General features: G+C 66.5%; 24 protein-coding genes and 1 pseudogene. 6 read left to right on the forward strand and 19 right to left on the reverse strand.

Annotation, left to right across the window (positions count from 1 at the left end; translation table 11 throughout):
- Positions 1-57: 57 nt before the first annotated feature.
- Entirely contained in the window at positions 58-498 is a 441-nt protein-coding gene (locus tag BZF61_RS12830) for a (deoxy)nucleoside triphosphate pyrophosphohydrolase (protein WP_245804636.1), read from the reverse strand.
- Between the two features lie 71 nt (positions 499-569).
- On the opposite strand from BZF61_RS12830, the gene BZF61_RS12835 reads away from it, so the two are divergent.
- The gene (locus BZF61_RS12835; RefSeq protein ID WP_086619786.1) at positions 570-752 is read left to right on the forward strand and encodes a Flp family type IVb pilin; all 183 of its coding nucleotides are present in this window, start codon (positions 570-572) and stop codon (positions 750-752) included.
- A 121-nt stretch (positions 753-873) separates the two neighbouring features.
- Entirely contained in the window at positions 874-1,059 is a 186-nt protein-coding gene (locus BZF61_RS12840; protein ID WP_086619788.1) for a Flp family type IVb pilin, read from the forward strand.
- A 245-nt stretch (positions 1,060-1,304) separates the two neighbouring features.
- Here the strand turns inward: BZF61_RS12840 and BZF61_RS12845 are convergent, their stop codons facing one another.
- From BZF61_RS12845 to BZF61_RS12865, 5 genes are all read right to left on the reverse strand, one after another.
- Positions 1,305-2,783, reverse strand: a complete 1,479-nt coding sequence (locus BZF61_RS12845; protein ID WP_086619789.1) for a M48 family metalloprotease — start codon at positions 2,781-2,783, stop codon at positions 1,305-1,307.
- 86 nt (positions 2,784-2,869) lie between these two features.
- Positions 2,870-3,814, reverse strand: coding sequence for an acetyl-CoA carboxylase carboxyltransferase subunit alpha (locus tag BZF61_RS12850; RefSeq protein ID WP_086619791.1), 945 nt, complete (start codon positions 3,812-3,814; stop codon positions 2,870-2,872).
- Between the two features lie 9 nt (positions 3,815-3,823).
- Positions 3,824-4,714, reverse strand: coding sequence for a tyrosine recombinase (locus tag BZF61_RS12855; protein ID WP_086619792.1), 891 nt, complete (start codon positions 4,712-4,714; stop codon positions 3,824-3,826).
- Positions 4,714-6,660, reverse strand: a complete 1,947-nt coding sequence (locus BZF61_RS12860; protein WP_086619793.1) for a hypothetical protein — start codon at positions 6,658-6,660, stop codon at positions 4,714-4,716. The genes BZF61_RS12855 and BZF61_RS12860 overlap by 1 nt, the downstream gene beginning before the upstream one ends.
- Complete coding sequence (locus BZF61_RS12865) at positions 6,657-6,857, reverse strand: hypothetical protein (RefSeq protein WP_086619794.1); 201 nt, start codon at positions 6,855-6,857, stop codon at positions 6,657-6,659. The genes BZF61_RS12860 and BZF61_RS12865 overlap by 4 nt, the downstream gene beginning before the upstream one ends.
- 38 nt (positions 6,858-6,895) lie before the next feature.
- Here BZF61_RS12865 and BZF61_RS12870 point away from each other — a divergent pair, with 38 nt between their 5' ends.
- The 3 genes from BZF61_RS12870 to BZF61_RS12880 are packed head-to-tail and all read left to right on the forward strand — an operon-like array spanning position 6,896 to position 9,347.
- The gene (locus BZF61_RS12870; RefSeq protein ID WP_086619795.1) at positions 6,896-7,471 is read left to right on the forward strand and encodes a shikimate kinase; all 576 of its coding nucleotides are present in this window, start codon (positions 6,896-6,898) and stop codon (positions 7,469-7,471) included.
- Positions 7,462-8,580 carry a 3-dehydroquinate synthase gene (aroB, locus tag BZF61_RS12875; protein WP_086619796.1) on the forward strand — a complete coding sequence of 373 codons (1,119 nt, stop codon included), beginning with the start codon at positions 7,462-7,464 and terminating at the stop codon, positions 8,578-8,580. Before BZF61_RS12870 ends, aroB begins: the two co-directional genes overlap by 10 nt.
- Positions 8,577-9,347 (forward strand): cyclase family protein, encoded by a 771-nt coding sequence (locus tag BZF61_RS12880; RefSeq protein WP_086619797.1) that lies wholly within the window; start codon positions 8,577-8,579, stop codon positions 9,345-9,347. Before aroB ends, BZF61_RS12880 begins: the two co-directional genes overlap by 4 nt.
- Here the strand turns inward: BZF61_RS12880 and BZF61_RS12885 are convergent.
- From BZF61_RS12885 to BZF61_RS12930, 11 genes are all read right to left on the reverse strand, one after another.
- Entirely contained in the window at positions 9,344-9,625 is a 282-nt protein-coding gene (locus BZF61_RS12885; RefSeq protein WP_169711967.1) for a hypothetical protein, read from the reverse strand. The two genes, BZF61_RS12880 and BZF61_RS12885, sit on opposite strands and share 4 nt — an antisense overlap.
- Positions 9,626-9,903: 278 nt before the next feature.
- On the reverse strand, positions 9,904-11,958 hold the full coding sequence (locus tag BZF61_RS12890) for an acetyl-CoA carboxylase biotin carboxylase subunit (protein ID WP_086619798.1): 2,055 nt from the start codon (positions 11,956-11,958) through the stop codon (positions 9,904-9,906).
- Between the two features lie 88 nt (positions 11,959-12,046).
- On the reverse strand, positions 12,047-12,457 hold the full coding sequence (locus BZF61_RS12895; protein ID WP_086619799.1) for a lysozyme inhibitor LprI family protein: 411 nt from the start codon (positions 12,455-12,457) through the stop codon (positions 12,047-12,049).
- A complete protein-coding gene (locus BZF61_RS12900) occupies positions 12,454-13,245 on the reverse strand; it encodes a heme-dependent oxidative N-demethylase family protein (protein WP_086619800.1) in 792 nt (263 codons plus the stop codon). The genes BZF61_RS12895 and BZF61_RS12900 overlap by 4 nt, the downstream gene beginning before the upstream one ends.
- A gap of 1 nt (position 13,246) precedes the next feature.
- Complete coding sequence (locus BZF61_RS12905; protein WP_086619801.1) at positions 13,247-14,074, reverse strand: alpha/beta hydrolase; 828 nt, start codon at positions 14,072-14,074, stop codon at positions 13,247-13,249.
- Positions 14,071-15,096: a biotin synthase BioB gene (bioB, locus tag BZF61_RS12910; RefSeq protein WP_086619802.1), complete on the reverse strand. Its 1,026-nt coding sequence runs from the start codon at positions 15,094-15,096 to the stop codon at positions 14,071-14,073. The genes BZF61_RS12905 and bioB overlap by 4 nt, the downstream gene beginning before the upstream one ends.
- Positions 15,097-15,219: 123 nt before the next feature.
- On the reverse strand, positions 15,220-17,373 hold the full coding sequence (gene scpA, locus BZF61_RS12915) for a methylmalonyl-CoA mutase (protein WP_086619803.1): 2,154 nt from the start codon (positions 17,371-17,373) through the stop codon (positions 15,220-15,222).
- A gap of 117 nt (positions 17,374-17,490) precedes the next feature.
- Entirely contained in the window at positions 17,491-18,276 is a 786-nt protein-coding gene (locus tag BZF61_RS12920; protein WP_086619804.1) for an enoyl-CoA hydratase-related protein, read from the reverse strand.
- Positions 18,277-18,293: 17 nt separating this feature from the next.
- Positions 18,294-18,746 carry a methylmalonyl-CoA epimerase gene (gene mce / locus BZF61_RS12925; protein ID WP_086619805.1) on the reverse strand — a complete coding sequence of 151 codons (453 nt, stop codon included), beginning with the start codon at positions 18,744-18,746 and terminating at the stop codon, positions 18,294-18,296.
- Positions 18,746-18,988, reverse strand: a complete 243-nt coding sequence (locus tag BZF61_RS15650) for a hypothetical protein (protein ID WP_143737055.1) — start codon at positions 18,986-18,988, stop codon at positions 18,746-18,748. The genes mce and BZF61_RS15650 overlap by 1 nt, the downstream gene beginning before the upstream one ends.
- Positions 18,985-20,517 (reverse strand): acyl-CoA carboxylase subunit beta, encoded by a 1,533-nt coding sequence (locus BZF61_RS12930; RefSeq protein ID WP_086619806.1) that lies wholly within the window; start codon positions 20,515-20,517, stop codon positions 18,985-18,987. Before BZF61_RS12930 ends, BZF61_RS15650 begins: the two co-directional genes overlap by 4 nt.
- Before the next feature lie 91 nt (positions 20,518-20,608).
- On the opposite strand from BZF61_RS12930, the gene BZF61_RS12935 reads away from it, so the two are divergent.
- Positions 20,609-21,712, forward strand: coding sequence for an NAD(P)/FAD-dependent oxidoreductase (locus tag BZF61_RS12935; protein ID WP_169711968.1), 1,104 nt, complete (start codon positions 20,609-20,611; stop codon positions 21,710-21,712).
- Positions 21,713-22,031: 319 nt separating this feature from the next.
- Here the strand turns inward: BZF61_RS12935 and BZF61_RS16040 are convergent.
- Positions 22,032-22,529, reverse strand: a pseudogene (locus BZF61_RS16040) (class I SAM-dependent methyltransferase); the annotation flags it as partial.
- A gap of 97 nt (positions 22,530-22,626) precedes the next feature.
- The gene (gene gorA / locus BZF61_RS12945) at positions 22,627-23,979 is read right to left on the reverse strand and encodes a glutathione-disulfide reductase (protein ID WP_086619809.1); all 1,353 of its coding nucleotides are present in this window, start codon (positions 23,977-23,979) and stop codon (positions 22,627-22,629) included.
- Positions 23,980-24,081: the final 102 nt, after the last annotated feature.

The raw sequence follows: 24,081 nt of genomic DNA on the forward strand, positions 1-24,081 counted from the left end.
CTGGAGCGGCGCACTTAGGGGGGCCGGCCATGCTTGGCAAGGGGCTTTTGCGGCAAATTAGCGATTTTGGAACAGCCGCGCGGCCAGCATCACATCGAGCGGCGGCATCTCCAGCGCCAGCACCTCGGGCGGCGTGAACCAGCCAATCGCCCCGCCTTCCAGCGCCGCCGGTTCGCCGTGCCAGCCGCCGACGATGTAAAGCAGAATGACAATCTGCCGCCCCGCCTCCGGCATCCGGCTTTCCGCAAAGCCAACCGGTGTCAGCGTGGCCGGATCGCAGCGGATACCAAGCTCCTCCTGGAGCTCGCGGATCAGACATTGGGAAGGAATTTCATCGGGTTCCACCTTGCCGCCGGGGAACTCCCAGAGGCCCGCGTGGGGCTTGCCCGGCGGGCGCTGATGCATCAGCCACCGCCCGTCACCGCGCTGCAAGGCCCCGGCCACAACCGCGATCCAGCCCGAGGCCGCGTCGGAATTTTTTCCATCGCTCGTCTGCACGATAATCTTTTCTTAACCCGCCGGCCCGATTCTCGACCCTGTCAGGACGCAATTAGACAGGTGCTCCCAAGATGTTGAAAGCCTTTCTCAGGACCATGAAGGACGACACGTCTGGCGCCACCGCCGTCGAATACGGCCTGATCGTTGCTCTCATCGTGCTCGCCATGCTGGTTTCGATGCAGCTCGTTGCAAGCGAAACGCTCGAAATGTGGGGCCACGTTGAGGACAAGTCGCTGGAGGCCATGGGTGCCTGACGGAGCCGCAAAACAATCGGCAGTTAGGAATTTCTCAATAGCTTCCACTTAACCAGAGACACACCGGGCCGGGCCAAGCGGAACGGTATGGGTACCGAAGACCGAAACCAGGAGACTACCAATGACCTTCATCAAGAAGCTTTTCCGTGACGAAGCTGGCGCTACCGCCATCGAATACGGCCTGATCGCCGCGCTCATCGCCGTGGCCGCCATCGTCGGCATGCAGGCTCTGGGTGACAGCCTCGACACCACCTTCAACAACGTCAGCGACGAGCTGAACGCCAACAACACCACCCCGAACGCGTAAGCGGTTCAGGGACTGTAAAGGCAGGCGGCGGAGGGAAACCTCCGCCGCTTTTTGTTTGTCGGGTTCGCTGGCGCGAACCGCAGACCCCCCGCCCCGCCTCCCCACCCGGCCACCATAGCCTGATGGTATCATTGGTGGCCGGGTGGGGAGGCGGGGCGGGGGGTCTGCGCCACCGAAGGTGGCACGAAAACAAGAACACGAGGCGGGGTGGGGGGTCTGCATCGCGCGTCAGCGCAATCAAAAAGCTAACGCGCGCGCACCACGATCTTGACTTTCTGGCCCGGCACCAGCGCTTCTCCGGCGCGCATACCGTTGAGCACGAGGAAGCGTTCCTCCTGCGCGCTCGGAAAAGCCATGCGCCGGGCGAGGCTCGCCACGGTGTCGCCGCGCGCCACTGTCACCACCTGGAGCTTCTTCGGCACCACCGCTTCGGCCTCGGCCGGGGTGATGCGGCGCATCGACTGGAACATCGAATTGAAGGTGCCTGCGCGGCCCGCAGGTGCGACCGCGGTGAAGTGATAGGCCCTATCGCGCGCGAATTCATAGGCGAAGACCACCACATCGACCTGCGAATTGCCATTGTTGACCCGCGCCACGCCATAGGCGGCCGGCAGGCCGTTGACCGTGGTGCGCTCCATCTGCGCCGGAGCAAGATTGCGGTTCTGCCCGCCCAGCGCGGCGAACTGCTGGCGGACATAGGTGTCGAGATTGCCGTTATAAGCCGCCAGCGTCATCTGCGCCTGCCCGCCTTGGCCCTGAATGCTCACCGCACGGGTGCCGTTGACCATGAAAAAGCCCTGCGGCGCGGTGAAGGCGAGGCGCAGCTCGGGATGGATGAAGCTGCTGCCTTCGATCACGCCCTGCGCCGGATCGTCGCCATAAAGCAGACCGTCGATCCGGGTGAGAAAGATGTCGCGATTGGTGACACCACCGGTCGCAGTGCCGGCCTTGGCCAGCGCGGTCTGCACCCGGCTGGCGGGATCGGGGTGGGTCGAGGCCCATTCGGGCACGCTGGCATTGCGCCCTGCAAGCCGGGCATCGAGCGCGTTCTGCGCGGCGAGGCTCGCCAGCACGGTCGCCATCGCGCGGCGATCATAGCCTGCACGGCCGAGATACTGGATTCCCAGCTCATCCGCCTGGAGCTCCTGCTTGCGCGAGAAGCGCAAGGTGAGCAGCTGCGAGCCCTCCAGGAAGGTGCGCGACAGGGTGCTGCCGAGCTGCGAATCGCCCAGCAGGATCGACGAGCCGATCGCCCCCAGCACGCCGAGGATCGAATTGCGCTGCGCTGCCTTCTGCCGCCGCTGGCTATGGCGGGCGGCGACATGGCCGACCTCATGGCCCAGCACCGCGGCCAGTTCCGCCTCGTTGTTCATCAAGGTGACCAGCTGGCGGGTGGTGTAGATATAGCCGCCCGGCACCGCGAAGGCATTGTGCACCGGCGAATTGAGCAGGCTGACGGTAAAGGCCTCGCGGGCATTGCCGAGACCCGATTGCACCGCGATGTTCTTGCCCACCTGCTCGACATAGGCGGCGTGGGGGCCCGTCATCGCGCCGCCGAATTCGGCAAGAAACTGGGGATGATACTGCGCCCCCATCTGCGCTTCCTGCGGCGTGATCGCGCTGCCGGGCCGCGGCGTCTGCGCCGCAACCGCGGCTCCCACCGAACCCGCCAGGGCGAGCGCGGCCGCGCCGAGCGCGAACTGCCTGCGTGAAAATCGTGCCATGATCAGTCCCTTGTCCTTCGCCGGCTCCCTTCCGATCTCAACCTATCCGGAAACCCGCTCGCGGCAAGGGTGTGGCAAGCGAAAGATTAACCGCCGATGGCGAGGAAGCGCTCCTCGCGCTGGGCGATCAGCGTGGCGCCGTCCTTGCCGGAAAGGAGATCGATCTCCTCGGTCAGCGCCTGGCCAAGCATCCGCGCGGCTGCCACCGGATCGCGATGGGCCCCGCCAACCGGCTCCTTGACGATGCGGTCAATCACGTTGGCGCGCTTGAGATGCTGGGCGGTGATCTTCATCGCCTGCGCCGCTTCCGGGGCCTTCTCGCTGGTGCGCCACAGAATCGAGGCGCAGCCTTCCGGGCTGATCACCGAATAGACCGCATGCTCGAGCATCAGCACCCGGTTGGCGCTGGCAAGCGCGACCGCGCCGCCCGATCCGCCCTCGCCAACGATCGCGGCGACCATCGGCACCGGCAGGGCAAGGCACGCCTCGGTCGCGCGGGCGATGGCTTCGGCCTGCCCGCGCTCCTCCGCCTCGATTCCGGGGAAAGCCCCCGAGGTGTCAACCAGCGTGACCACCGGCAGGCCGAATCGGCCCGCCAGTTCCATCAGGCGGATCGCCTTGCGATAGCCCTCGGGCTTGCCCATGCCGAAATTGTGGGCGATGCGGCTCTGCGTGTCATGGCCCTTCTCGTGGCCGATCAGCATCACCCGCCGTCCGTTGAGCATGGCGAATCCGCCCATGATCGCCGGATCATCGGCATAGAGCCGGTCTCCGCCCAAGGGCATGAAATCGCTGAAGGCATGGGCGACATAGTCGCGGAAATGGGGCCGCTGCGGATGGCGCGCGACCTGGGTCTTCTGCCACGGGGTGAGCGAGGCATAGGTGCTGGCGAGCAGTTCGGTGCTCTTGGCCTCTAGCCGGGCAATTTCTTGCGCCACATCCACATCATGCAGCGCGTTGACGCTGCGCAACTGGGCGATGCGATCTTCCAGCTGGGCGACCGGCTTCTCGAAATCGAGATAGGAAATCATGGCGCGGCGCTAGTCCGATGTCGCCCTAGTTGCAAGCGGGTGGCGGGAATTGACCAGCGCCACCAGCCGCGCGGCATCGACATGGGTGTAGATCTGCGTGGTGGAAATATCGGCATGGCCGAGCAGCGTCTGGAGCACGCGCAGATCTGCTCCGCCCTCGAGCAGATGGGTGGCAAAGGCATGGCGCAGCACGTGCGGGCTGATGCGCGCGGGATCAAGCCCGGCGCGGACCGCCAGCGCCTTCAAGAGCTGGAACAGCCGCACGCGGGTGAGATGCGGCACCTTGCCTTTCGAGGGAAACAGGTAACGCGAGGCCGGCGCGCCCGGACGCACGGCCAGCCAGCGTGACAAGGCCGCCAGCGCACGCGCACCGACCGGCACCAGCCGGGTCGTTCCACCCTTGCCGGCGATGGTGAGGAAGGGCGCATCGCGCGGCACCGCGACGAGTGGCAGGCCCACCAGTTCCGAGGCGCGCAGGCCCGAACCGTAGAGCAGCTCGATCAGCGCGAGCGTGCGCACCGCCTGCGGCTCCTCGCCCGCCGCTTCCAGCTCGGCGCGGGCGAACAGCGCCGCGATGTCGGCATGTCCGAGCACCTTGGGCAGCGGGCGGCGGGCGCGCGGCGCAGGCAGCGCGCCCGAGGGATCGTCGGCGCGCCAGCCCTCGTCGATTGCAAAGCCGAAAAACTGCCTGATCGCCGAGGCCTTGCGGGCCACGCTGGCCGGCGCGAGCGCGCCCCACGCTTGCGCGAGGCGGGCAACGGCATCGCGGTCTGCCGCGGCAAGATCGCCGATCGCCTCCTCGGCCTGCGCGAGATCGCGCCGATAGGCGGCAAGCGTGTTCGCGGACGCGCCGCGCTCGGCAGCGAGCATGGCGAGGAACGCCTCGGTCGCCGCCGACATTACCCGCGCGCGACCGCCTCGGCGGCGATCATCCGGGCCTCGGCCTCAAGCCCCACACGGTTCAGCGCGGCGATGATGTGGTAGAGATGGAGCGGGGTCATTTGCTGCCAGCTCGTCCCCTGCATCCCCAGCCCCGCCAGCAGCACCACGAGTGTCGGATTGTTGACCGCCGCAGCGCGCGCGATTGCGCGGGTCCAGCGGGTCTGGCGCGCTAGATCGAAGCCGATGTCGCCCGCCAGGGCAGCGGCATCGGCCTCATCGAGACGGCCGAGGCCAGCCAGCCCGGCGACGAGGAAGGCCGACTTGCGGCTCCCGGCGCTGTCATCATCGCCAATAAAGCTTTCGACCGCGCCCTGCCCCACGCCATTGCTGCGCGGCGCCGAGAGCACGATCAGCGCCCAGCCGAGCGAACCTTCGTCCACCACGTCGCGCCAGGCCAGGGCATCGCGATCGAGTCCGGCGGCGAGCATCGAGGCAATCAGCGCCCCGGCGGCATCGGCCTGGGCGGTGTCGGCCGGAATGCGGGCGGCGGCATAGGCGGTCAGCACCCGCGCGCCATAGCCATCACCCCCGCCGATGGCATTGCCCGCCTCCCACAGCCGCTGCATCGCCGCGATGCGCACCGCGGGATCGCTTGCGACATAGGCCTCGCGCAGGGCGACGGCATGGCTGCGCGCCTCGCTATTGCTCACGGTGTCGGTATAGACGGCACTGTACAGGTCGATCAGTGCCTGCGCGGACAGGATCCCTTCGCGCGCGGCGCGAGAGGCAAAGGCGATGCGCTGTTCGGCAGGCAGCATCGGCAACATCGCGCCGGACCGCGCATAATAGCCGGCATCGGCGCCGCCGAGCGCAGCTTCCATCAGGTTCTCGGGCACCGGCTCGCCCAAGGCGGCGGCCAGACTGAAGCGCCATGGGGTGAGCCGTTCGACCGGCTCCCACTCGATCTGCACCGCGCGCTGGCCCCGCCCGGCCGCCCCGGCGAAGCGGCGCGCCAGGAGCACGTCGATACGCGGTGCAATCCCGCGGAACAGCGCGCGGTCCAGCTGCGAGGCGGCGAGCGCGCTTTCGCCCGCATAGGCATTGCAGATCGCCTGCAACAGCTGCCACTCGCCGTCATCGCGCGCCGAGCCTTGCAAGCGAACCGCGGGACAGGCGCCGGTGACGTCGCCCAAGCCGAGATAGGCGGTCAGCGCCTCGGCGGTGAGGGGGGGCGACCAGCTGGCGGTATCGACATCCTGCACCACCGCGCGCGCCACGGCGAATTCGCCGATCCGGTTGAGCACGCCGACGCGCAGGGCCGCGAATTCGACCGGGTCCATCCCGAGCGGGGCGGCAAGGCGGCTGGCCAAGGCGCGGCGAAGCAAGATGTGTCCCCAGCGCGAAACCATGGGTCCGCGCGTGCCATTGAGCACGGCGCGCACCAGCTTGTCGGACTGATTGGCAAGCGTCCTCGGCGGCAGCCCGCCTTCGTCGACCGCCATCACCCCGATCCTCGTCAGCGCGCGGCGGGCGCCGGGGGGGATGTCGAACTTCGGCTTTAACCCGAGCAACTGGTCGAGCTCCTCGGTCGACATGTTCTCCAGCTCCTCGAGGCTCGGGAGGCGAGCGAGCTCATCGCGGGTGATCGCGGGCAGCGCCGGGACATCGACAGGCACTCCGGCCGCCGTGCCGGGCAGGACAGTGCCGGGGGCCGGGATCGTCTCGGCCGTGCCGGGGCGCGGCTGCGGGGACGGCGCACCGCCCGGCGCGGGCGCAGGACGCGGCGCAGGCGTGGCGGCCGGGGTTGGCGTGGGAGCCGGGGCGGGATCATCGAACCCGGGCGGCAGGATCGATTCGGGCTTGCCCTGGGCACTCGCGAGACCAGCCAGACCCGCCCCGCCCAGCGCGCCCGCAAGGCCAAGCGCCAGCACGCTCGCGGCAAGCCTGGCGCGCGCGGGCGTCATTGCGCGGCTCCTGGCAGGACGATCTCCTGCGCGATCGGGCGGATCTCTTCCTCGCCGCCATCGAACCAGGCCAGCGCCGCCAGCACCAGCGCGATCATCGCGCCGATTGCCGCCCGCCGTCCCGGCAGGCGCACGGACCGCGCCGGTTCGCGCGCGAGAATCTGCCGGGCCGGCGAGGGACGGGATAGGTTTGCCATATTGCACGCGCCCTAGCCCATCTATAGGCCATGCGGCAATGTCCGCCGAACCTGCATCACCCGATCCGGCACCCGCCGATCTGGCCGGCATCGCCGCGCGCATCACCCGTCCGGTGGTGCTGGTGGGGCTGATGGGCGTGGGCAAATCAACCGTCGGTCGCAAGCTCGCCAGCCTGCTGCGGCGCGACTTCGTCGATGCCGACGAGGCCATCGTCGAAGCCGCACAGCTTTCCATTCCCGAGATCTTCGAACAGTTCGGCGAGCACTATTTCCGCGATGGCGAAAGGCGGGTGATCGCGCGGTTGATCGAGGAAGGCCACGGGGTGATCGCCACCGGCGGCGGGGCCTTCGTCGATCCTTCGACCCGCGCGCTGATTCTGGAGCGGACGATCGCGGTGTGGATCGATGCCGATATCGACACGCTGGTGGAGCGTACCGCGCGGCGCAACACGCGGCCCTTGTTGAGCAACGGCAACCCGCGCGAAATCCTCACCCGGCTGGCCGCCGAACGTGCACCCTTCTATGCGCAAGCTCCTATCCGCGTGGTCAGCGAGAACGGCCCCCATGCCGAAACCGCGCGTGCCATCATCGAGGCGATTGACCAATGGCTGTAATTCCCGTTGCGCTGGCCGGGCGCGCTTACGAAGTGGTGATCGAGGAGGGGCTGCTCGCCCGCCTTGCCGAGGCGGCTGCGCCGTTCCTCAAGAGATATGGCCCGCAGCGCCCGGTGCCCTTCGTCGCCGATACCAATACGCACCGCCTGTTCGCGGGCGGGATCGACGCCCATCTGGCAGACCATGGCCTCGCCGCCGAATGGTTCGTGGTCGAACCGGGCGAGGATGCCAAGAGCTGGGACGTTCTGGAGCGCCTGTGCGACTGGCTGCTGAGGCTTGGCGTGACCCGCAAGGACCATGTCATCGCACTTGGTGGCGGCGTGGTGGGCGATCTTGTGGGCTTTGCCTGCGCCGTGGTGAAGCGCGGGGTAGGCTTCGTGCAGGTGCCGACCACCTTGCTGGCGCAAGTCGACAGTTCGGTCGGCGGCAAGACCGCGATCAACACACGCGCGGGCAAGAACCTGATCGGCGCCTTCCACCAACCCTCGCTGGTGGTGATTGATCCGCTCGTGCTGAAAACCCTGCCGGATCGCGAGATGCGCGCAGGCTATGCCGAGGTGCTCAAATACGGGCTGCTTGGCGATGCCGCGTTCTTCGCCTGGCTCGAAGCCAACGGCACGCAGGTGCTCGCGCGCGCGCCCGCCGCGCTCGAACACGCGATCGCCACCAGCATCGCGATGAAGGCGCGGATCGTCGCCGAGGACGAGCGCGAGACGCTTGACCGCCGCGCGCTGCTCAATCTCGGTCACACTTTCGGCCATGCGCTGGAGGCCGAGACGGGTTTCTCCGACCGGCTGCTGCATGGCGAGGCGGTGGCGCTGGGCATGGCGCTGGCGGCGCGCTATTCGGCACGGCGCGCAGAGATTACCCTTGCCGATGCCGAACGGGTGACCGCCGCGATCGCCGCCGCCGGCCTGCCCGTCAGCCTCGCCGCGCTCGGCCTTGCCTGCGACGGGGCGGCTCTCGTCGCGCACATGCGCCACGACAAGAAGGCCGAAGGCACCACCCTGCCCTTCTTGTTGCTGCGCGCCCTGGGCGAAGCTTACGTGGCGCGCGATGTGGACCTTGCCGACATTGCTTGCTTTCTCGACGCGGAGATGGCTGGATGAGCCGCTTCATCGATCTTTCGATCCCGATCACCAATGACGTGATCTCCGATCCCGAGGTAATGCGCCCCAAGGTCACCTACATGACCCACGATTCGACCTGGGAACAGATCGCGATGTTCTTCCCCGGGCTCACCCGCGCGGATCTGCCCGACGGCGAAGGCTGGGCGGTGGAATTTGTCGAACTTTCCACCCACAACGGCACCCACATGGACGCGCCGTGGCATTACCATTCGACCACGCACTCGGGTGCCAGCCCTGCCCCCAGCATCGACGAGGCCCCGCTCGACCGCTTCTTCCGCCCCGGTGTGAAGCTCGATTTCTCGGGCCTGCCCCACGGCCATGTGGTGAGCGCGGCCGAGGTGCAGGCGGAACTGGCACGGATCGGTCACGATCTGCAACCGCTCGACATCGTGCTGGTGCAGTCGGGCGCGGTCTATGGCACCGAGGGCTTCACCGATCAGGGCGTGGGCCTCGGCGCCGAGGCGACGCTGTGGCTGACCGAGCAGGGCATAGAAGTGGTCGGCACCGACGCCTGGAGCTGGGACGCGCCTTTCAGCCATACCGCGAAGCGCTGGGCGGAAAGCCGCGATCCTTCGATCATTTGGGAAGGCCACAAGGCCGGGCGGATCCGGCCTTACTATCAGATCGAAAAGCTCACCAACCTCGCCGCGCTCCCGCCGCACGGCTTCATGGTGAGCTGCTTTCCGGTCAAGATCGAACGCGCCAGCGCCGGCTGGATCCGCGCCGTGGCGATCATCTCGGACTAGGCGACCGGACGGCTCGGCAGCTTGGCGACGTTGTCGCCGGCCTCACTCTGCCGTGCAGCCTTTATCGCGGCTTCTTCTTCCAGCATCTTGTCATGCTCGGCAAACAGCCGTTCGATCTCGGCACGCCGTTCGAGCAGCATGTAGGCGATGCCCGGCGCAAGGCTCTCGCCCTCGCCGATCTGGCCGAGCAGGCCCGCCAGATCGCTCACGGTCGCATCGCGCGCGGTTTTGAAGAAATTGCCCTTCCGGTCAAAAAAACCAGTCCCCGTATGTGCCACGATCAAATCCTCCCACCGAGATTCAATCCGCGCCGCGCGGGAGATGCCGCGAATCAGCACAAGGATTGTCATCGGCAAGCAGGGCGTTAGCCAAGTTTTTCCGGCGATCTGGCGCGAAATATCAACCGTTTGACATCATTATACAAAAGCTGCGACATATTGTTACGCGTCAATGCAGCGAGATTTCCGCTTGACGCAAAACTTCCGAGCGCGAACCGCGCGCAGGGCTCGCGCCGGCAGAGGCTGAAACCAACGCTTTGGATGAAGGAAGCCGCGCCCTATTCCAGCTCCAGAATGATCGCATCGACCGCGAGGCTCTCGCCCTCGGCGGCGTTGATCTTGGCGATGACGCCTTCCTTTTCGGCGCGCAGGATGTTCTCCATCTTCATCGCCTCGACCGTGGCGAGCGGCTGGCCCGGCTGCACCTTTTCGCCTTCGGCGACATGGAGCTTCACCAGCATTCCCGGCATCGGGCAGATCAACAGGCGCGACAGATCCGGCGGCAGCTTTTCCAGCATGAGGCTCTCATGCCGCGCCAGGCGTAGCGGCAGCGCCAGTGCGGTGTGGCCTGCGCCGCGCGTCGTCACCTTCCACTGGTTGCCGATGCGTTCGACGATCAGGCCGAGCCGGTACTGCGGCCCATCCCCGATCTTGCCGGTCGCCTCAGCCTGCACCATGCCGGGGCGCCAGGTGCAGGTGCCTTCGACCCGCACGCCATCGACCATCGCATGGCCTTCGCCAAGGATGACTTCAAAGCGTTGGTCGCCAAGCTTGACCATCCATTCCGCGGTCACCGGTAGCGGCCCGTCGAGCTGACCGGTGATCTGCCGCGCGCGCGATTGCAGGGTGAATTCATTGCCCGCGCACACCGCAGCCAGAATGCGCTTCACATCCTCGCTCGTGGCCGCGCCGTGGAAGCCATCGGGATATTCCTCGGCGATGAACCCGGTGGTCAGCTCGCCCGAGCGGAAGCGCGGGTGCTGCATGATCGCGCTGAGAAAATCGACATTGTGCCCCAGCCCCTTGATGCGGAAGCGGTCGAGCGCCTCGATCTGCAAATCCGCCGCTTCGTCGCGGGTGGGAGCCCAAGTGATCAGCTTGGCAATCATCGGGTCGTAGAAGCGCGAAACTTCGCCGCCTTCGTAGACCCCGTCATCGACCCGCACCGAGCCCTTCCCGCGCGCCACGCCGCGCCGCGGCTTGCCGGCGACGGTCTCGTCCTCGTGCCACCCGGCGACCGGCGGTTGGTAATGCACCAACCGCCCGGTGGAGGGTAGGAAGCCGCGATAGGGGTCTTCGGCATAGACGCGATTTTCGATCGCCCAGCCGTCGATGCCGATATCCTCCTGGGTGAAGGCGAGCCTTTCGCCCGCCGCCACCCGGATCATCTGCTCGACCAGATCGATGCCGGTAATCGCTTCGGTGACGGGATGTTCGACCTGAAGCCGGGTGTTCATTTCGAGGAAGTAGAAGCTCTCTCCCGTCGGGTCCGCGCCCGACACGATCAGCTCGACCGTGCCTGCCGAATAATATCCCACGGCGCGCGCCAAGGCGACGCACTGCTCGCCCATGGCCTTGCGCATCTTGGGGGTGACGAAGGGCGACGGCGCTTCTTCGACCACCTTCTGGTGGCGGCGCTGGATCGAACATTCGCGCTCGTTCAGATAGAGGATGTTGCCGTGCTGGTCGCCGAGGATCTGGATCTCGATGTGGCGCGGATTGAGGATGAATTTTTCAATAAAGACGCGGTCATCGCCGAAGGAGTTCAGCCCCTCGCGCTTCACGCTTTCAAAGCCCTCGCGCACGTCAGCCTCGTTGTAGGCGAGGCGCATCCCCTTGCCCCCGCCGCCTGCCGAAGCCTTCATCATCACCGGATAGCCGATCTCGTTGGCGATGCGCACCGCGTGTTCGGTATCCTCGATCTCGCCGACGAAACCGGGGACGACATTGACCCCCGCTTCCTTGGCAAGCTTCTTGGATTCGATCTTGTCGCCCATCGCCGCAATCGCACCCACCGGCGGGCCGATGAAGGCGATGTTCTCCTTGGCGAGCGCCTCGGCGAAGGCGGTGCGTTCCGAGAGGAAGCCGTAACCCGGATGCACCGCTTCTGCCCCGGTCTGCTTGCAGGCGGCGATGATCTTTTCGGCGACGAGGTAGCTTTCGGCGGCGGGCGAAGGCCCGATATGCACCGCCTCGTCCGCCATCGCCACGAAGGGCGCGCGCGCGTCGGCATCGGAATAGACCGCGACAGTCTTGATCCCCATCTTGCGTGCAGTGGTGATGACCCGGCAGGCGATCTCGCCGCGGTTGGCAATCAGGATTTTCGAGAACAAGGGTTAGGGCCTCTCTCCAAAGGGGTGCCGTTACGGCCAGCGGCTATGCCGAGGGATGGGCCGCCAAGCAAGCTAGCGGATTTGCGCCTCAACCCGGCACCTCGACCAGCTCCTTGAGTTCCGCCGTGCGCAGGCGGGTGAGGCGCGTCTTGCAGGTGGCGACCAGCAGCGGTTCAAGGCTGCCCATGCGCGCGGCATAGCCATCCACCCGGCAATGCGCGTCGCGATAGCGCAGCCAGCCGCGTTGGCCTTCGATCAGGCTCTTGAAGAAACCGGGCCGCTTGTCGGAAGAACCGATTTCGGCCCATTCGGCATCGCGCTTCTTCATCACCGCTGCGGTGAGCGTCCACTGGGCGTTGAGCGCGGCATCGGCGGCCTCGTATTCCTGGCTGGCGCACCAGTTCATCTCCTGCTGAACCTGCGGATCGGCGCAGTTCCATTCGGGCACCGGTGGCTGCGTGGCCGCGGCGAGCAGGGGGAGAATCAGAGGGGCGATCATGCAGCGTTCCTTTCAGCAAAGGCGATCAGGCTGTCGGCATAGGCCGGTGCGCCCCGGCGGTCACCCTCGCCATCCAGCAGATTCTGCACCGCGCGTCCGAGCATGGCAATATTGGCGCGAGACAGGCGGCCGAGCGGCTCGACGTAGATGCCGATCGTGAACAGGATTGCGCCCGTCTGCGGCAGGCGCCTCAGCGTCTGGCGTTCGGAGCGCACGAACAGGGTTTCGCCGGCATTGTCGGGCGTGACATGGGCGAAGGCTTCCTGCGGGGGCCGGTCGGGGAGCCAGCGGCGCTCTCCGGTGGCAGCGATGAACCAGTTGCAGCGGCCATAGATGGGGCCGGGACGCAGGGTCTCCATGAAGCGGTCGACCCCGGTGGCGAGCTGTTCCTCATAGCCTGCAATCGGGGCATGGAGCGCGCGCAAGGGCAGGCCGATTTTCTCAGCCGGGCGCCAGTCGGAGGGCCAGGCGACCGCCGCACCGATGAGGCGGTAGACATCCTCGCCTTCGCGCTTGGTCAGCAGGCACAGGTCTTCGTGGACCGCGAGCGCGGCTTGCGCGAGCGCGCCCTCCACCCCCAGCAGCGCGGCCAGCTCGCGCCCCGGCGCATCGACCTCGGGGGTAAGCTGCACGCCCTCGGGCCACGCGGCAAACCCTGCCGCCCGCGCTGCCAGATCGGGCGAAGGCTGGAGCCAGTCGCGCTCCTCGAGCTTGACCAGACCCATCCGCAGCTGCCCGCCACCGCGGGCCTTGGGGAGCAGGGTATCGACGCAAAAGCCCAGACTCACGCTATCCCCCTCGCTGCTCGCAGCGCAGGGTGAAGCCATAGTCCGCGAGATAATCGGCCCCGGTCGGCAGCAGGTATTGCAGCGCCTCGGGCAGCAGGCCGTGAAGCGCGGTGGCGTGGAGCAGTTCCTTGCGACGGTCGGAAAAGCAATAGGCCTGCCCCTTGGGCAGCATTTCCAGCAGCCGCATCATCCCCGCCTCGGTCGCCCCGCCCTCGTCGGCGAGGCTGAGGTAGATCGGCGGGCGGTTGGCTGTGCCCAGCGGCTTGCGGCTGAGCGCCGCGAAATCCCATTGGAGGCTGGGCGATATCGCGGCGTAGCCGCTGAACAGGCCGGGCGCCTCGGTCCATGTCTCGACCACAAAGTGCCCCGCCGCGCTCTCCCCGATCAGAAAGGCACGGCCATCATGGCGATAGCGCGCCTCGATCATGGGCTTGACGGTGTCTGCGATCCACGCACGGAAGGTTGCGCTCTCGCCTGCGGTCGGCCAGCGGGCCTGTTCGGCAGCATCACCCGTGGGCGCGAGCAGCTCGCGCTGGCGGTTCTTCGTCTCGATCCCGACGATGATCGCATCCGCACTACGGCCCCAGATGGTATTCCAGCGCTGGAGGCCCGCGCCCATCAACAGGTCCTGCGTCAGCCCGCCATCGAGCAGATAGACCACCGGCCAGCGCTTGTCAGGCTCCTCGGCATAACCGAGGGGCAGGACAATGTTGACCTCGCGCCGCACATCGAGCGCCTCCAGCGTCACCGTCTCGCCGATGATGAGCGGCTGTGGCTGCGGCGCGGGCTGCGCGCCGGCAAGCGCCACTGCCGCGAGCAGGGCGATCATTCAGCGGGCACCGCGCTCTTGCAGGCGCGCGCGGGTTCCTCGCCCTTCAGCGCGGTGAGGCCGAGCTTGGCGAACAGCGCGCCGTCCTTGTCGTCACCCGCGTTGGGGGCGGTGAGCAACTTGTCGCCGGTGAAGATCGAATTCGCGCCTGCAAGGAAGCACAGCGCCTGGGTCGCCTCGGACATGGACTCGCGCCCGGCCGAGAGCCGCACCATCGAGAGCGGCATGGTTATGCGCGCGACCGCGACGGTGCGGACGAACTCGATATCGTCGATCTTGGCGAGCGGGGTGTCGGCCAGCATATTGCCCAGCACCGTGCCCTTGACGGGCACCAGCGCATTCACCGGCACGCTTTCGGGATGCTGCGGCAGCGTGGCGAGGGTGTGGATGAACCCCACCCGGTCCTCGCGCGTCTCGCCCATGCCGACGATCCCGCCCGAGCAGACATTGATCCCCGCCTTGCGGACGTACTCGAGCGTATCGAGCCGGCATTGGAAATCGCGGGTGGAGATGATGCGCTCGTAATATTCGGGGCTGCTGTCGATATTGTGGTTGTAGTAATCGAGGCCGGCTTCGGCGAGCATTGCGGCCTGATGCGGTTCGAGCATCCCCAGCGTCATGCAGGTTTCAAGGCCCATCGCCCGCACGCCCTTCACGATCTCCACGATCGCGGGCATGTCGCGGTCCTTCGGATTGCGCCACGCCGCACCCATGCAGAAGCGCTGGCTGCCCGCATCCTTCGCCTCAGCCGCCTTCTGGAGCACCGCCTGCACGTCCATCAGCTTGGTCGCCTTGACGCCCGAATCCGCGTGGACCGACTGCGAGCAATAGCCGCAATCCTCCGGACACCCGCCGGTCTTGATCGAGAGCAGCGTGCACAGCTGGACCTCGGTCGCGGGGTGGTGCGCGCGGTGGACGCTGGCGGCCTGAAACAGCAGCTCGGTGAACGGGAGGTCGAAAAGGGCCGCGATCTCGGCGCGGGTCCAGTCGGTGCGGGGGTGAGTCAAACCTTCAAACTCCATGCGGGTTAAGCCAGTCGAAGCCCTGCCTTTCAACTTCATGCCGCCGATAAGGGGAAAAGCAGCCGTTGGGCAACGCCCAGCTTCGCTTCCGACAAGCTCAGGGCGAAGGGGTTAGGCGCAATTCTACTCCGCCGCCTCGTCCAGCCCCTCGCCCAGCGGCGGCATGTTGTGGCCGAGCAGCACGAGGATATCCGCCGCGCACTCCACCACGTTCGAGCCGGGGCCGTAAATGCCCTGCACCCCCGCCTCGCGCAGGAAGTCGTAGTCCTGCGGGGGGATCACGCCGCCTGCCGTCACCTTGATGTCGCCGCGCCCGGCCTCGCGCAGGAGGCGGATCAGTTCGGGGATCAGCGTCTTGTGGCCTGCCGCGAGGCTGGAGGCGCCGACCACATCGACATCGTGTTCGAGCGCCATCGCCGCGCTTTCTGCAGGGGTCTGGAACAGCGGGCCGGAGATCACCTCGAAGCCCATGTCGCTGAAGGCCGAGGCGATCACATTCGCCCCGCGATCATGGCCGTCTTGGCCCATCTTGGCGATCATGATGCGCGGCTTGCGGCCGAGGCGGCGGCCCACGGCCTCCACGCCGTCCACCACCTGCGCCCAGCGGCGGTCGGTTGCATAGGCGCTCTTGTAGACGCCCGTGACCGGTGCGGGACGCGCATCGTGGCGGCCGAAGACCTCTTCCATCGCCGAGGAAATCTCGCCGAGGGTGGCATCGTGGCGCGCGGCTTCCACCGCGAGCGCGAGCAGGTTCGCCCCCGACTTGCAGCCCTCGGTCAGCGCCGCCAGAGCCGCCCGGCAGGCGGCTTCGTCGCGCGCTTCGCGCACCTTGGCAATGCGGGCGATCTGCCCGGCGCGGACCTTCTGGTTGTCGACCTCGAGCGTCTCGAGCGCGTCTTCCCGTTCCTTGCGATACTTGTTGACGCCGACGATCACCGTCTCGCCCTTGTCGACCTTGGTCTGCTTTTCCGCCGCCGCGCGCTCGATTGCGGCCTTGGGCGCACCGGTCGCGACGAAGGCAGTCATGCCGCCGGCCGCATCCACCTCCTCGATCAGCTTCCACGCCTCCTCGACGAGGGTCTGGGTGAGCGCCTCGACATAGTGCGAGCCGCCGAGCGGATCGACGACGTTGCAGATCCCGCTTTCCTCCTGAAGCACCAGCTGGGTGTTGCGGGCGATGCGGGCGGAGAAATCGGTCGGCAGCGCGATGGCTTCATCGAGCGCATTGGTATGGAGCGACTGGGTGCCGCCGAGCACGGCCGCGAGCGCCTCCACCGTGGTGCGGATGACGTTGTTGTAGGGGTCCTGTTCCTGCAAGCTCACACCGCTCGTCTGGCAGTGGGTGCGCAGCATCTTCGAGCGTTCGTCCTTCGCGCCGAGCCCGTCCATCACCCGCCACCACAAGGTGCGCGCGGCGCGCAGCTTGGCGATCTCCATGAAGAAGTTCATGCCGATGCCGAAAAAGAAGCTCAGCCGCCCGGCGAAGGCGTCGATATCGAGGCCCGCGGCCATAGCGCGCTTCACATATTCCTTGCCGTCGGCAATGGTGAAGGCAAGCTCCTGCACCGCGGTGGCGCCGGCCTCGTGCATGTGGTAGCCCGAGATCGAAATGCTGTTGAACTTGGGCATGTTAGCCGAGGTGTAGGCGATGATGTCCGAGATGATCCGCATGCTCGGCTCGGGCGGGTAGATATAGGTGTTGCGGACCATGAACTCCTTGAGGATGTCGTTCTGGATCGTGCCGTCGAGCTTCTCCTGGCTCACCCCCTGACGCTCGGCCGCAACGATGAAGAAGGCCAGCACCGGGATCACCGCGCCGTTCATCGTCATCGAGACGGACATGGAATCGAGCGGAATCTGGTCGAACAGGATCTCCATGTCCGCGACCGTGTCGATCGCCACCCCCGCCTTGCCGACATCGCCAACCACGCGCGGGTGATCGGAATCATAGCCACGGTGGGTGGCAAGATCGAAGGCCACCGAAAGCCCTTTCTGCCCCATCGCCAAATTGCGGCGGTAGAAGGCGTTCGATTCCTCTGCCGTGGAGAAGCCCGCATATTGGCGGATGGTCCAAGGCCTCCCCGCATACATGCTTGCCCTCACCCCGCGGGTGAAAGGCGCAAAACCTGGCAGGCCGGGGTCAAACCCTTCGTGATCTTCCGCGGTATAGAGCGGCTTGATCGCGAAGCCTTCGGGCGTGTGCCAAGTCAGGTCGCGGCCCTTCACTTCCTTGGCGGCGAGGGCGGTCCAGTCTTCGAGCGTGGGTTTTTGGGTCATGACTCTTCCAAAGCAAATTCGTCATGCCAGCGAAAGCCGGCATCTCGTGCCGCCCCAGGCCCCGGCGTTCAGCCTTCGGCTGTGCTTCGCAACCGCCGGGGTAACGAAGTGGTGGGCTTACTCCCCCCTGAATTCCGCTTTCCGCTTCTGGAGGAAGGCCATGCCACCCTCCATCGCATCCTTGGTTGCGCCGGCGATCCGCTGGGCCTCGGCCTCGGCGAGCAGCACCATCTGGAGGTTCTGATCGAGCGCGATCGCGATGTTGCGCTTCATCTGCGCGTAGGCGATCGTCGGGCCGTTCGCCAGCTTCTCGGCGAGCGCGCGGGCTTCGCTCATCAGGTCGGCATCCTCGACGCACTTGTAGACGAGGCCCCATTCCTCGGCCTGAGCGGCAGAAATCTTTTCGCCCAGCATCATCATCCGCGTGGCGCGCGCGCGGCCGATGGCGCGGGTGAGCAGCCAGGTCGAGCCGCCATCGGGCACGAGGCCGATATTGACGAAGGCCTGAAGGAAATAGGCGCTCTTGGCGGCAATGGTGAAGTCTGCCGCCAGCGCGAGCGAGCAGCCCACGCCCGCCGCCGGGCCGTTGACCGCGCAGATCACCGGCACGCTCGCGCGGATCAACTGGCTGATCGCGGGGTTGTAGTGATTGATCAGCGCCTCGTGGCTGCCGCCCTTGCCGCCCAGCGCCGAGCTATCGCCGCGCGCCGCAAGGTCTGCGCCCGAACAGAAGCCCTTGCCCTCGCCGGTGATCAGCACCGCACGTGCATCGCCCAGGTCGTAGAAGGACTGGCCCAGCTCGTCCGCCATCTTGGGCGGCATGGCGTTGAGGCGTTCCGGACGGTTGAGGGTGATGGTGAGCAGCGGGCCTTCGCGGGTGACGCGGATGGTTTCGTAGGACATTTCTCTCTCCCGGGGGTTCAGTTCGACCAGTGCGCGCCCTCCTTGGGCGTTTCCATGATCTCGGTAAGCATGCCGCCCATGTCCTTGGGATGGACGAAAAAGATAGGTGTACCGTGGGCGCCGATGCGGGTGGGGCCGAGGATCCGTTTGCCCATCGCCTCGAACTCCGAGCGCGCCTCGGCGATATCGGGCACCTCGAAGCACAGGTGATGCTGCCCGCCCAAGGGGTTCTTGGCGAGAAAGCCTGCGAGGGTGGAATTCTCCCCGAGCGGCTCGATCAGCTCGATTTGCGTTCCGTTCATCGCCCCGTCCGCGCCGGGCGTGTCGACGAAGCAGACCTTCACGCCCTGCTCTTCAAGGTCGAAGGGGGTGTGGATCTTGGTCGCGCCCATGACGTCGCGGTAGAAGGCGATCGAGTCCGCGATGGAGGGCGTGGCGACCCCGATGTGGTTCAAGCGGCCGAGTTTCATCATTTGGCTCCAAGAAATGCAGCGAGGCGATCATATTCGCCGATTGCCAGTACGACCGGGGCAACAAACCCGAAAAAGCTGATCAAGAGCATCGTCACCCAGAAGGCAGCCGGTTGCTCCTGCCGATGCAAAATGCGTCCTTCATAGGTGATCGCGCCCTTCTTCATCGACTTACGCAAGGCCCAAACACCCCAGATGGGCATGGCTGCGATAAAAACGACAAGGAGAAGCGGGTGGATCACAGCGGAATATTGTCATGCTTCTTCCACGGGTTCTCCAGCTGCTTCGTCCGCAGCTTCCTTAGCCCCAGCGCGATCCGGCGTCGGGTCGAGTGGGGGTGGATCACCTCGTCGATATAGCCTCGGCTCGCCGCCACGAAGGGGTTGGCGAAGCGGTCTTCGTATTCCTTGGTCCGCTCGGCGATCTTGGCGGGGTTGTCCTTTTCCTGGCGGAAGATGATCTCCACCGCGCCCTTTGCGCCCATCACCGCGATTTCGGCGGTGGGCCAGGCGTAGTTGAGGTCGCCGCGCAGGTGCTTGGAGGCCATCACGTCATAGGCCCCGCCGTAAGCCTTGCGGGTGATGACGGTGATCTTGGGCACGGTCGCCTCGGCATAGGCGAAGAGCAGCTTCGCGCCGTGTTTGATGATCCCGCCCAGTTCCTGCGCCGTGCCGGGGAGGAAGCCGGGGACATCGACGAAGGTGATGATCGGGATCTCGAAGGCATCGCAGAAGCGCACGAAGCGCGCGGCTTTCTTCGAGGAATTGATGTCGAGCACGCCCGCCAGCACCATCGGCTGGTTCGCCACCACGCCCACGGTGCGGCCCTCAACCCGGCCGAACCCGCAGATGATGTTGGCGGCATGGGCCGGCTGGATCTCGAAGAAATCGCCCTCGTCCAGCACCTTGGTGATCACCTCGTGCATGTCATAGGGCTGGTTGGCGTTCTCGGGGATCAAGGTGTCGAGGCTCATCTCCAGCCGGTCCCATGGATCGCTGGTCGGCAGCGTCGGCCCTTCATCGCGGTTCGAGAGCGGCAGGAAATCGAAGAAGCGGCGGGTCGCCAGCAGCGCCTCGACATCATTCTCGTAGGCGAGATCGGCCACCGAAGTCTTGGTGGTATGGGTGATCGCGCCGCCCAGTTCCTCCTGCGTGACGACCTCGTTGGTGACGGTCTTGACCACGTCGGGGCCGGTGACGAACATGTAGCTCGAATCCTTCACCATGAAGATGAAGTCGGTCATCGCCGGCGAATAGACCGCCCCGCCCGCGCAAGGCCCCATGATCAGGCTGATCTGCGGCACCACGCCGCTCGCCAGGACGTTGCGCTGGAACACCTCGGCATAGCCGCCCAGCGATGCCACGCCTTCCTGGATGCGCGCCCCGCCCGAATCGTTGAGGCCGATCACCGGCGCGCCGACCTTTATCGCGGTGTCCATGATCTTGCAGATTTTCTCGGCATGACGCTTGGACAGCGAACCGCCGAACACGGTGAAGTCCTGCGAGAAGACGTAAACGAGGCGCCCGTTGATCGTGCCCGAACCCGTCACCACCCCGTCGCCGGGGATGCGCTGATTTTCCATGCCGAAATCCATGCAGTCGTGCTCGACATAGGTGTCGATTTCCTCGAAGGAACCCTCGTCGAGCAGCACGTCGAGCCGCTCGCGCGCGGTCAGCTTGCCCTTGGCGTGCTGGGCGTCGATGCGCTTCTGGCCGCCGCCCATCCGGGCAGCTTCGCGGCGGCGTTCCATTTCGGCGATGTTGGCGGACACGCGAGGTTCCTCTCCTGTGGCTCTCTTGCCCCGGTGCGTTGCCTTAGCGCGTCCCAGGCGTCAACGTGGCAAAAGTGCGGGAGATGCGGTGATGCAGAGGGCGGATGTGCTGGTGGTGGGCGGCGGAATCGCGGGGCTTTCGCTGGCCGCACGGCTGGCGGCGCAGGCGCAGGTGGTGGTGCTGGAGGGCGAAAGCGCGCCGGGCTACCATGCCTCGGGCCGGAGCGTGGCTTTCGCGCATTACGGGCTCGGCAACGTGCCGGTGCGCGATCTCACCGCGCTGAGCATGGCCGAACTCGCCGCGCACGCGCATGTCCATCCCGCACTGCATATCGCCTCTGCCGACCAGATCGCGGCGCTCGATGCGCTGGAGGACGTGCACCGGCATTACGCTTGCGATTACGCCCGCATCGGCCCCGAGGAAGCCCTTGCGCTGATGCCCGCCCTGAGGCCCGAGGCCTGCGCGGCGGCGCTGGTCGATCGCGGTTCGCTCAAGCTCGATACCCACGCGATGCTCCAGGCCGCGAGCGCAGACGTGCGCGCCGGCGGCGGGCAGGTGATAACCGGCGCGCGGGTCACCGCGGTCGCGCGTGAGGGCGAGACATGGCGGGTGACCACCTCAGCCGGGGACTTCACCGCCCCGATCCTCGTCAACGCGGCAGGTGCCTGGGCGGATGAATTCGCACGGCTCGCGGGCGTGCGCCCCATCGGCATCGAGCCGCGCCGCCGCACCGTGATCAGCTTTGCCGCCCCGGAAGGGGTGGACGTAAGGGCCTGGCCCTTCACCAAGACCGTGGGCGAAGGCTTCTATTTCCTGCCCGAGGGCCGCAGCCAGATCCTCGCCTCGAGCATGGACCAGACCCCGTCCGAACCCTGCGATGCGGCGCCGGAAGAACTCGACATCGCCATCGCCGCCGACCGGGTGGAACGGGCAACCACCCTCGGCATCCGCCGCATCCCCCACAGCTGGGCGGGTCTCAGGAGTTTTGCGCCGGACGAATTGCCGGTGGTGGGCGAAGCGGCCGGCGCACCCGGCTTTTTCTGGTGCGCAGGCCAGGGCGGCGCGGGGTTCCAGACCGCGCCTGCCCTCTCGCGCATCGCGGCAGCGGCGGTGCTGGGCCAGCCCTTGCCTGACGATTGTGCGCAGGCAGGCCTGACAGCGGCGATGTTTTCGCCCGCCCGCCTCGGCGCGTAACGCGGTACTTCGCCAGCCTGCCGCTGAACACCACGCGACCGGCCAGCACCGGCGCCAGCGGCGCCAGCGGACGCATCAAGGCCCGCTCGATCCGTGCCGCCCAGCGCAGGCGCGACGGGTAGAGCCGACCTTCGAGGATGTTGAACCAGTCGGTCTCCACACCCGTCAGGCGCGCGGTGACGAGCGCAAATTCGTGCTCGTCGATCTTGTGCTCGTCCGCGGTGATGTAGGGCGTCTCGCCGCTGTAGATCCAGCGCCGCATCCGCGGATAGAGCACCCGCCGAACCGGGCCGCTCTCGCGGATGGCTTGCAGGCGGGTATGGGTATAGAGCTCGTCGCCGACAACCTGTGCGCCGGGCTTCAGCACCCGCGCGATCTCGGCCACGGTCGCGGCGATATCGACATGGTGCAGGATATCGACGAACACCGCGGCATCAAAGCTGTTGTCGGGATAGGTCAGGGCCTCGGCGGGCATGGCGGCGAAGGCGACATCCACCCCGCTGCGCCTTGCGCGGGCCTCGGCGATGGCGAGGCTTTCGGGCGAGAGATCGCAGGCCGACACGCGCGCGCCCAGCTTGGCGATACGGACCGCATCGTCGCCGAACCCGCAGCCCAGCACCAGCACCGCCTTGCCCGCCAGATCGCTGGCGAGCAGGCGGTCATACATCGACCAATAGGCATTCCACGGCCGCCGCGCGGTGCTGACGATGACGTCGTCGGCCACTGGACGCAGCGCCTCCTCGGCAGCATTCGCGGCGTGTTTGCGATGATATTCGAGCTCGCGCTGCTGACGAGCCGTGAGGACGGTGCTGGACATGGCCCACAGATAAACCGTCCGGGGCAAGGCCGTCTTGCCCGCGTTGGGCTGCTGTGCCGGAATGGGTCGGCACGCGCTGCCAGACTTACCTGCCCCTCTATTTGAACAGCACCAGTTCCTCGGCCATGGTCGGGTGGATCGCGATCGTAGCGTCGAAATCAGCCTTGGTGAGGCCCGCCTTCACCGCGATCGCAGCGGCCTGCATGATCTCGGGCGCTTCGGGGCCGATCATGTGGATGCCGACGATCCGGTCGTTCGCGGCATCGACCACCATCTTGTAGAGGCACCGCTCGTTGCGGCCCGCCACCACGTTCTTCATCGGACGGAAATCGGCCTGATAGACCTTGATGCTGCCGAGCCGGTTGCGCGCCTCGCTTTCGGTCATGCCGACCGCGGCGATCGGCGGGTGGCTGAACACGGCGGATGGCACGCAGGAGTGATCGACGGCATAGGGCTGGCCCGGGCCGAACACGGAATCCGCGAAGGCCTGGCCTTCGCGGATCGCAACAGGGGTGAGCTGCACGCGGTCGGTCACGTCGCCAACGGCATAGACGTAAGGCACATTGGTGCGGCTGAAGGCATCGACCACGATTTCGCCGCGCGTGCCGATTTCGACCCCGATGGCCTCCAGTCCCAGCCCCTCGCTATTGGGGACGCGCCCGGTGGCAACCATCACGCAGTCGAAGATGCGTGGCTCCTGCCCGGTCAGCTTGACCAGCAGCGTGCCGTCTTCCTGTTTCTCGATATGCTCGAGCTCGGCCATGAACAGGAACTCGATGCCCTTGACCATCGCAATCTGCAGCAGCCTGTCACGCAAGGCCTCGTCATAGCCGCGCAGGATCGTGTCGGAGCGGTTAGCAACCGTCACCTTGCTGCCGAACTCGTTGAAGATACCGGCGAATTCATTGGCGATATAGCCCCCGCCGGCGATCAGGATACGGCGCGGCAGCCGCTCGAGATGAAACGCCTCGTTCGAGGTGATGACGTGTTGATTGCCGGGGAATTCGGGAATGTGCGGGCGCGCGCCCGTGGCGATGAGGATATGCGCGGCAGTGACTTGCCGGCCGCTTGCCAGCGTGATCTGGTGATCGCCGGTGATCGTCGCGCGCTCGTTGAAGATGGTGACCTTGTGGTTGGACAAAGTCTCGCCGTAAAGCCCTTCGAGCCGGGCGACATCGTTCTGCACATGATCGCGCAAGCGTTGCCAGTCGAAGCTCTTGCCTTCGATGTTCCAGCCGAACTGGCGGGCGTCCTCGAGATCCTCGGCGAAATGCGCGCCATAGACCAGCATCTTCTTGGGCACGCAGCCGCGGATGACGCAGGTGCCGCCGACGCGGTATTCCTCGGCCACTGCCACCCGTGCACCGTGCGCGGCAGCGACGCGGCTCGCGCGCACGCCGCCAGAGCCTGCCCCGATGGTGAAAAGGTCAAAATCGTACTGATCGGCCATGGGCGCGCATCCTCCTGTGAGTGCTCGCGGGCTATAGCCCAAGCAAGGAAGAATTCCAATGGCAGGGCGAACAGCAGGCCTCCCGGCCTTTCACCCTTGCCG

The organism is Erythrobacter tepidarius, assembly GCF_002155695.1.
Taxonomy (GTDB): domain Bacteria; phylum Pseudomonadota; class Alphaproteobacteria; order Sphingomonadales; family Sphingomonadaceae; genus Erythrobacter; species Erythrobacter tepidarius.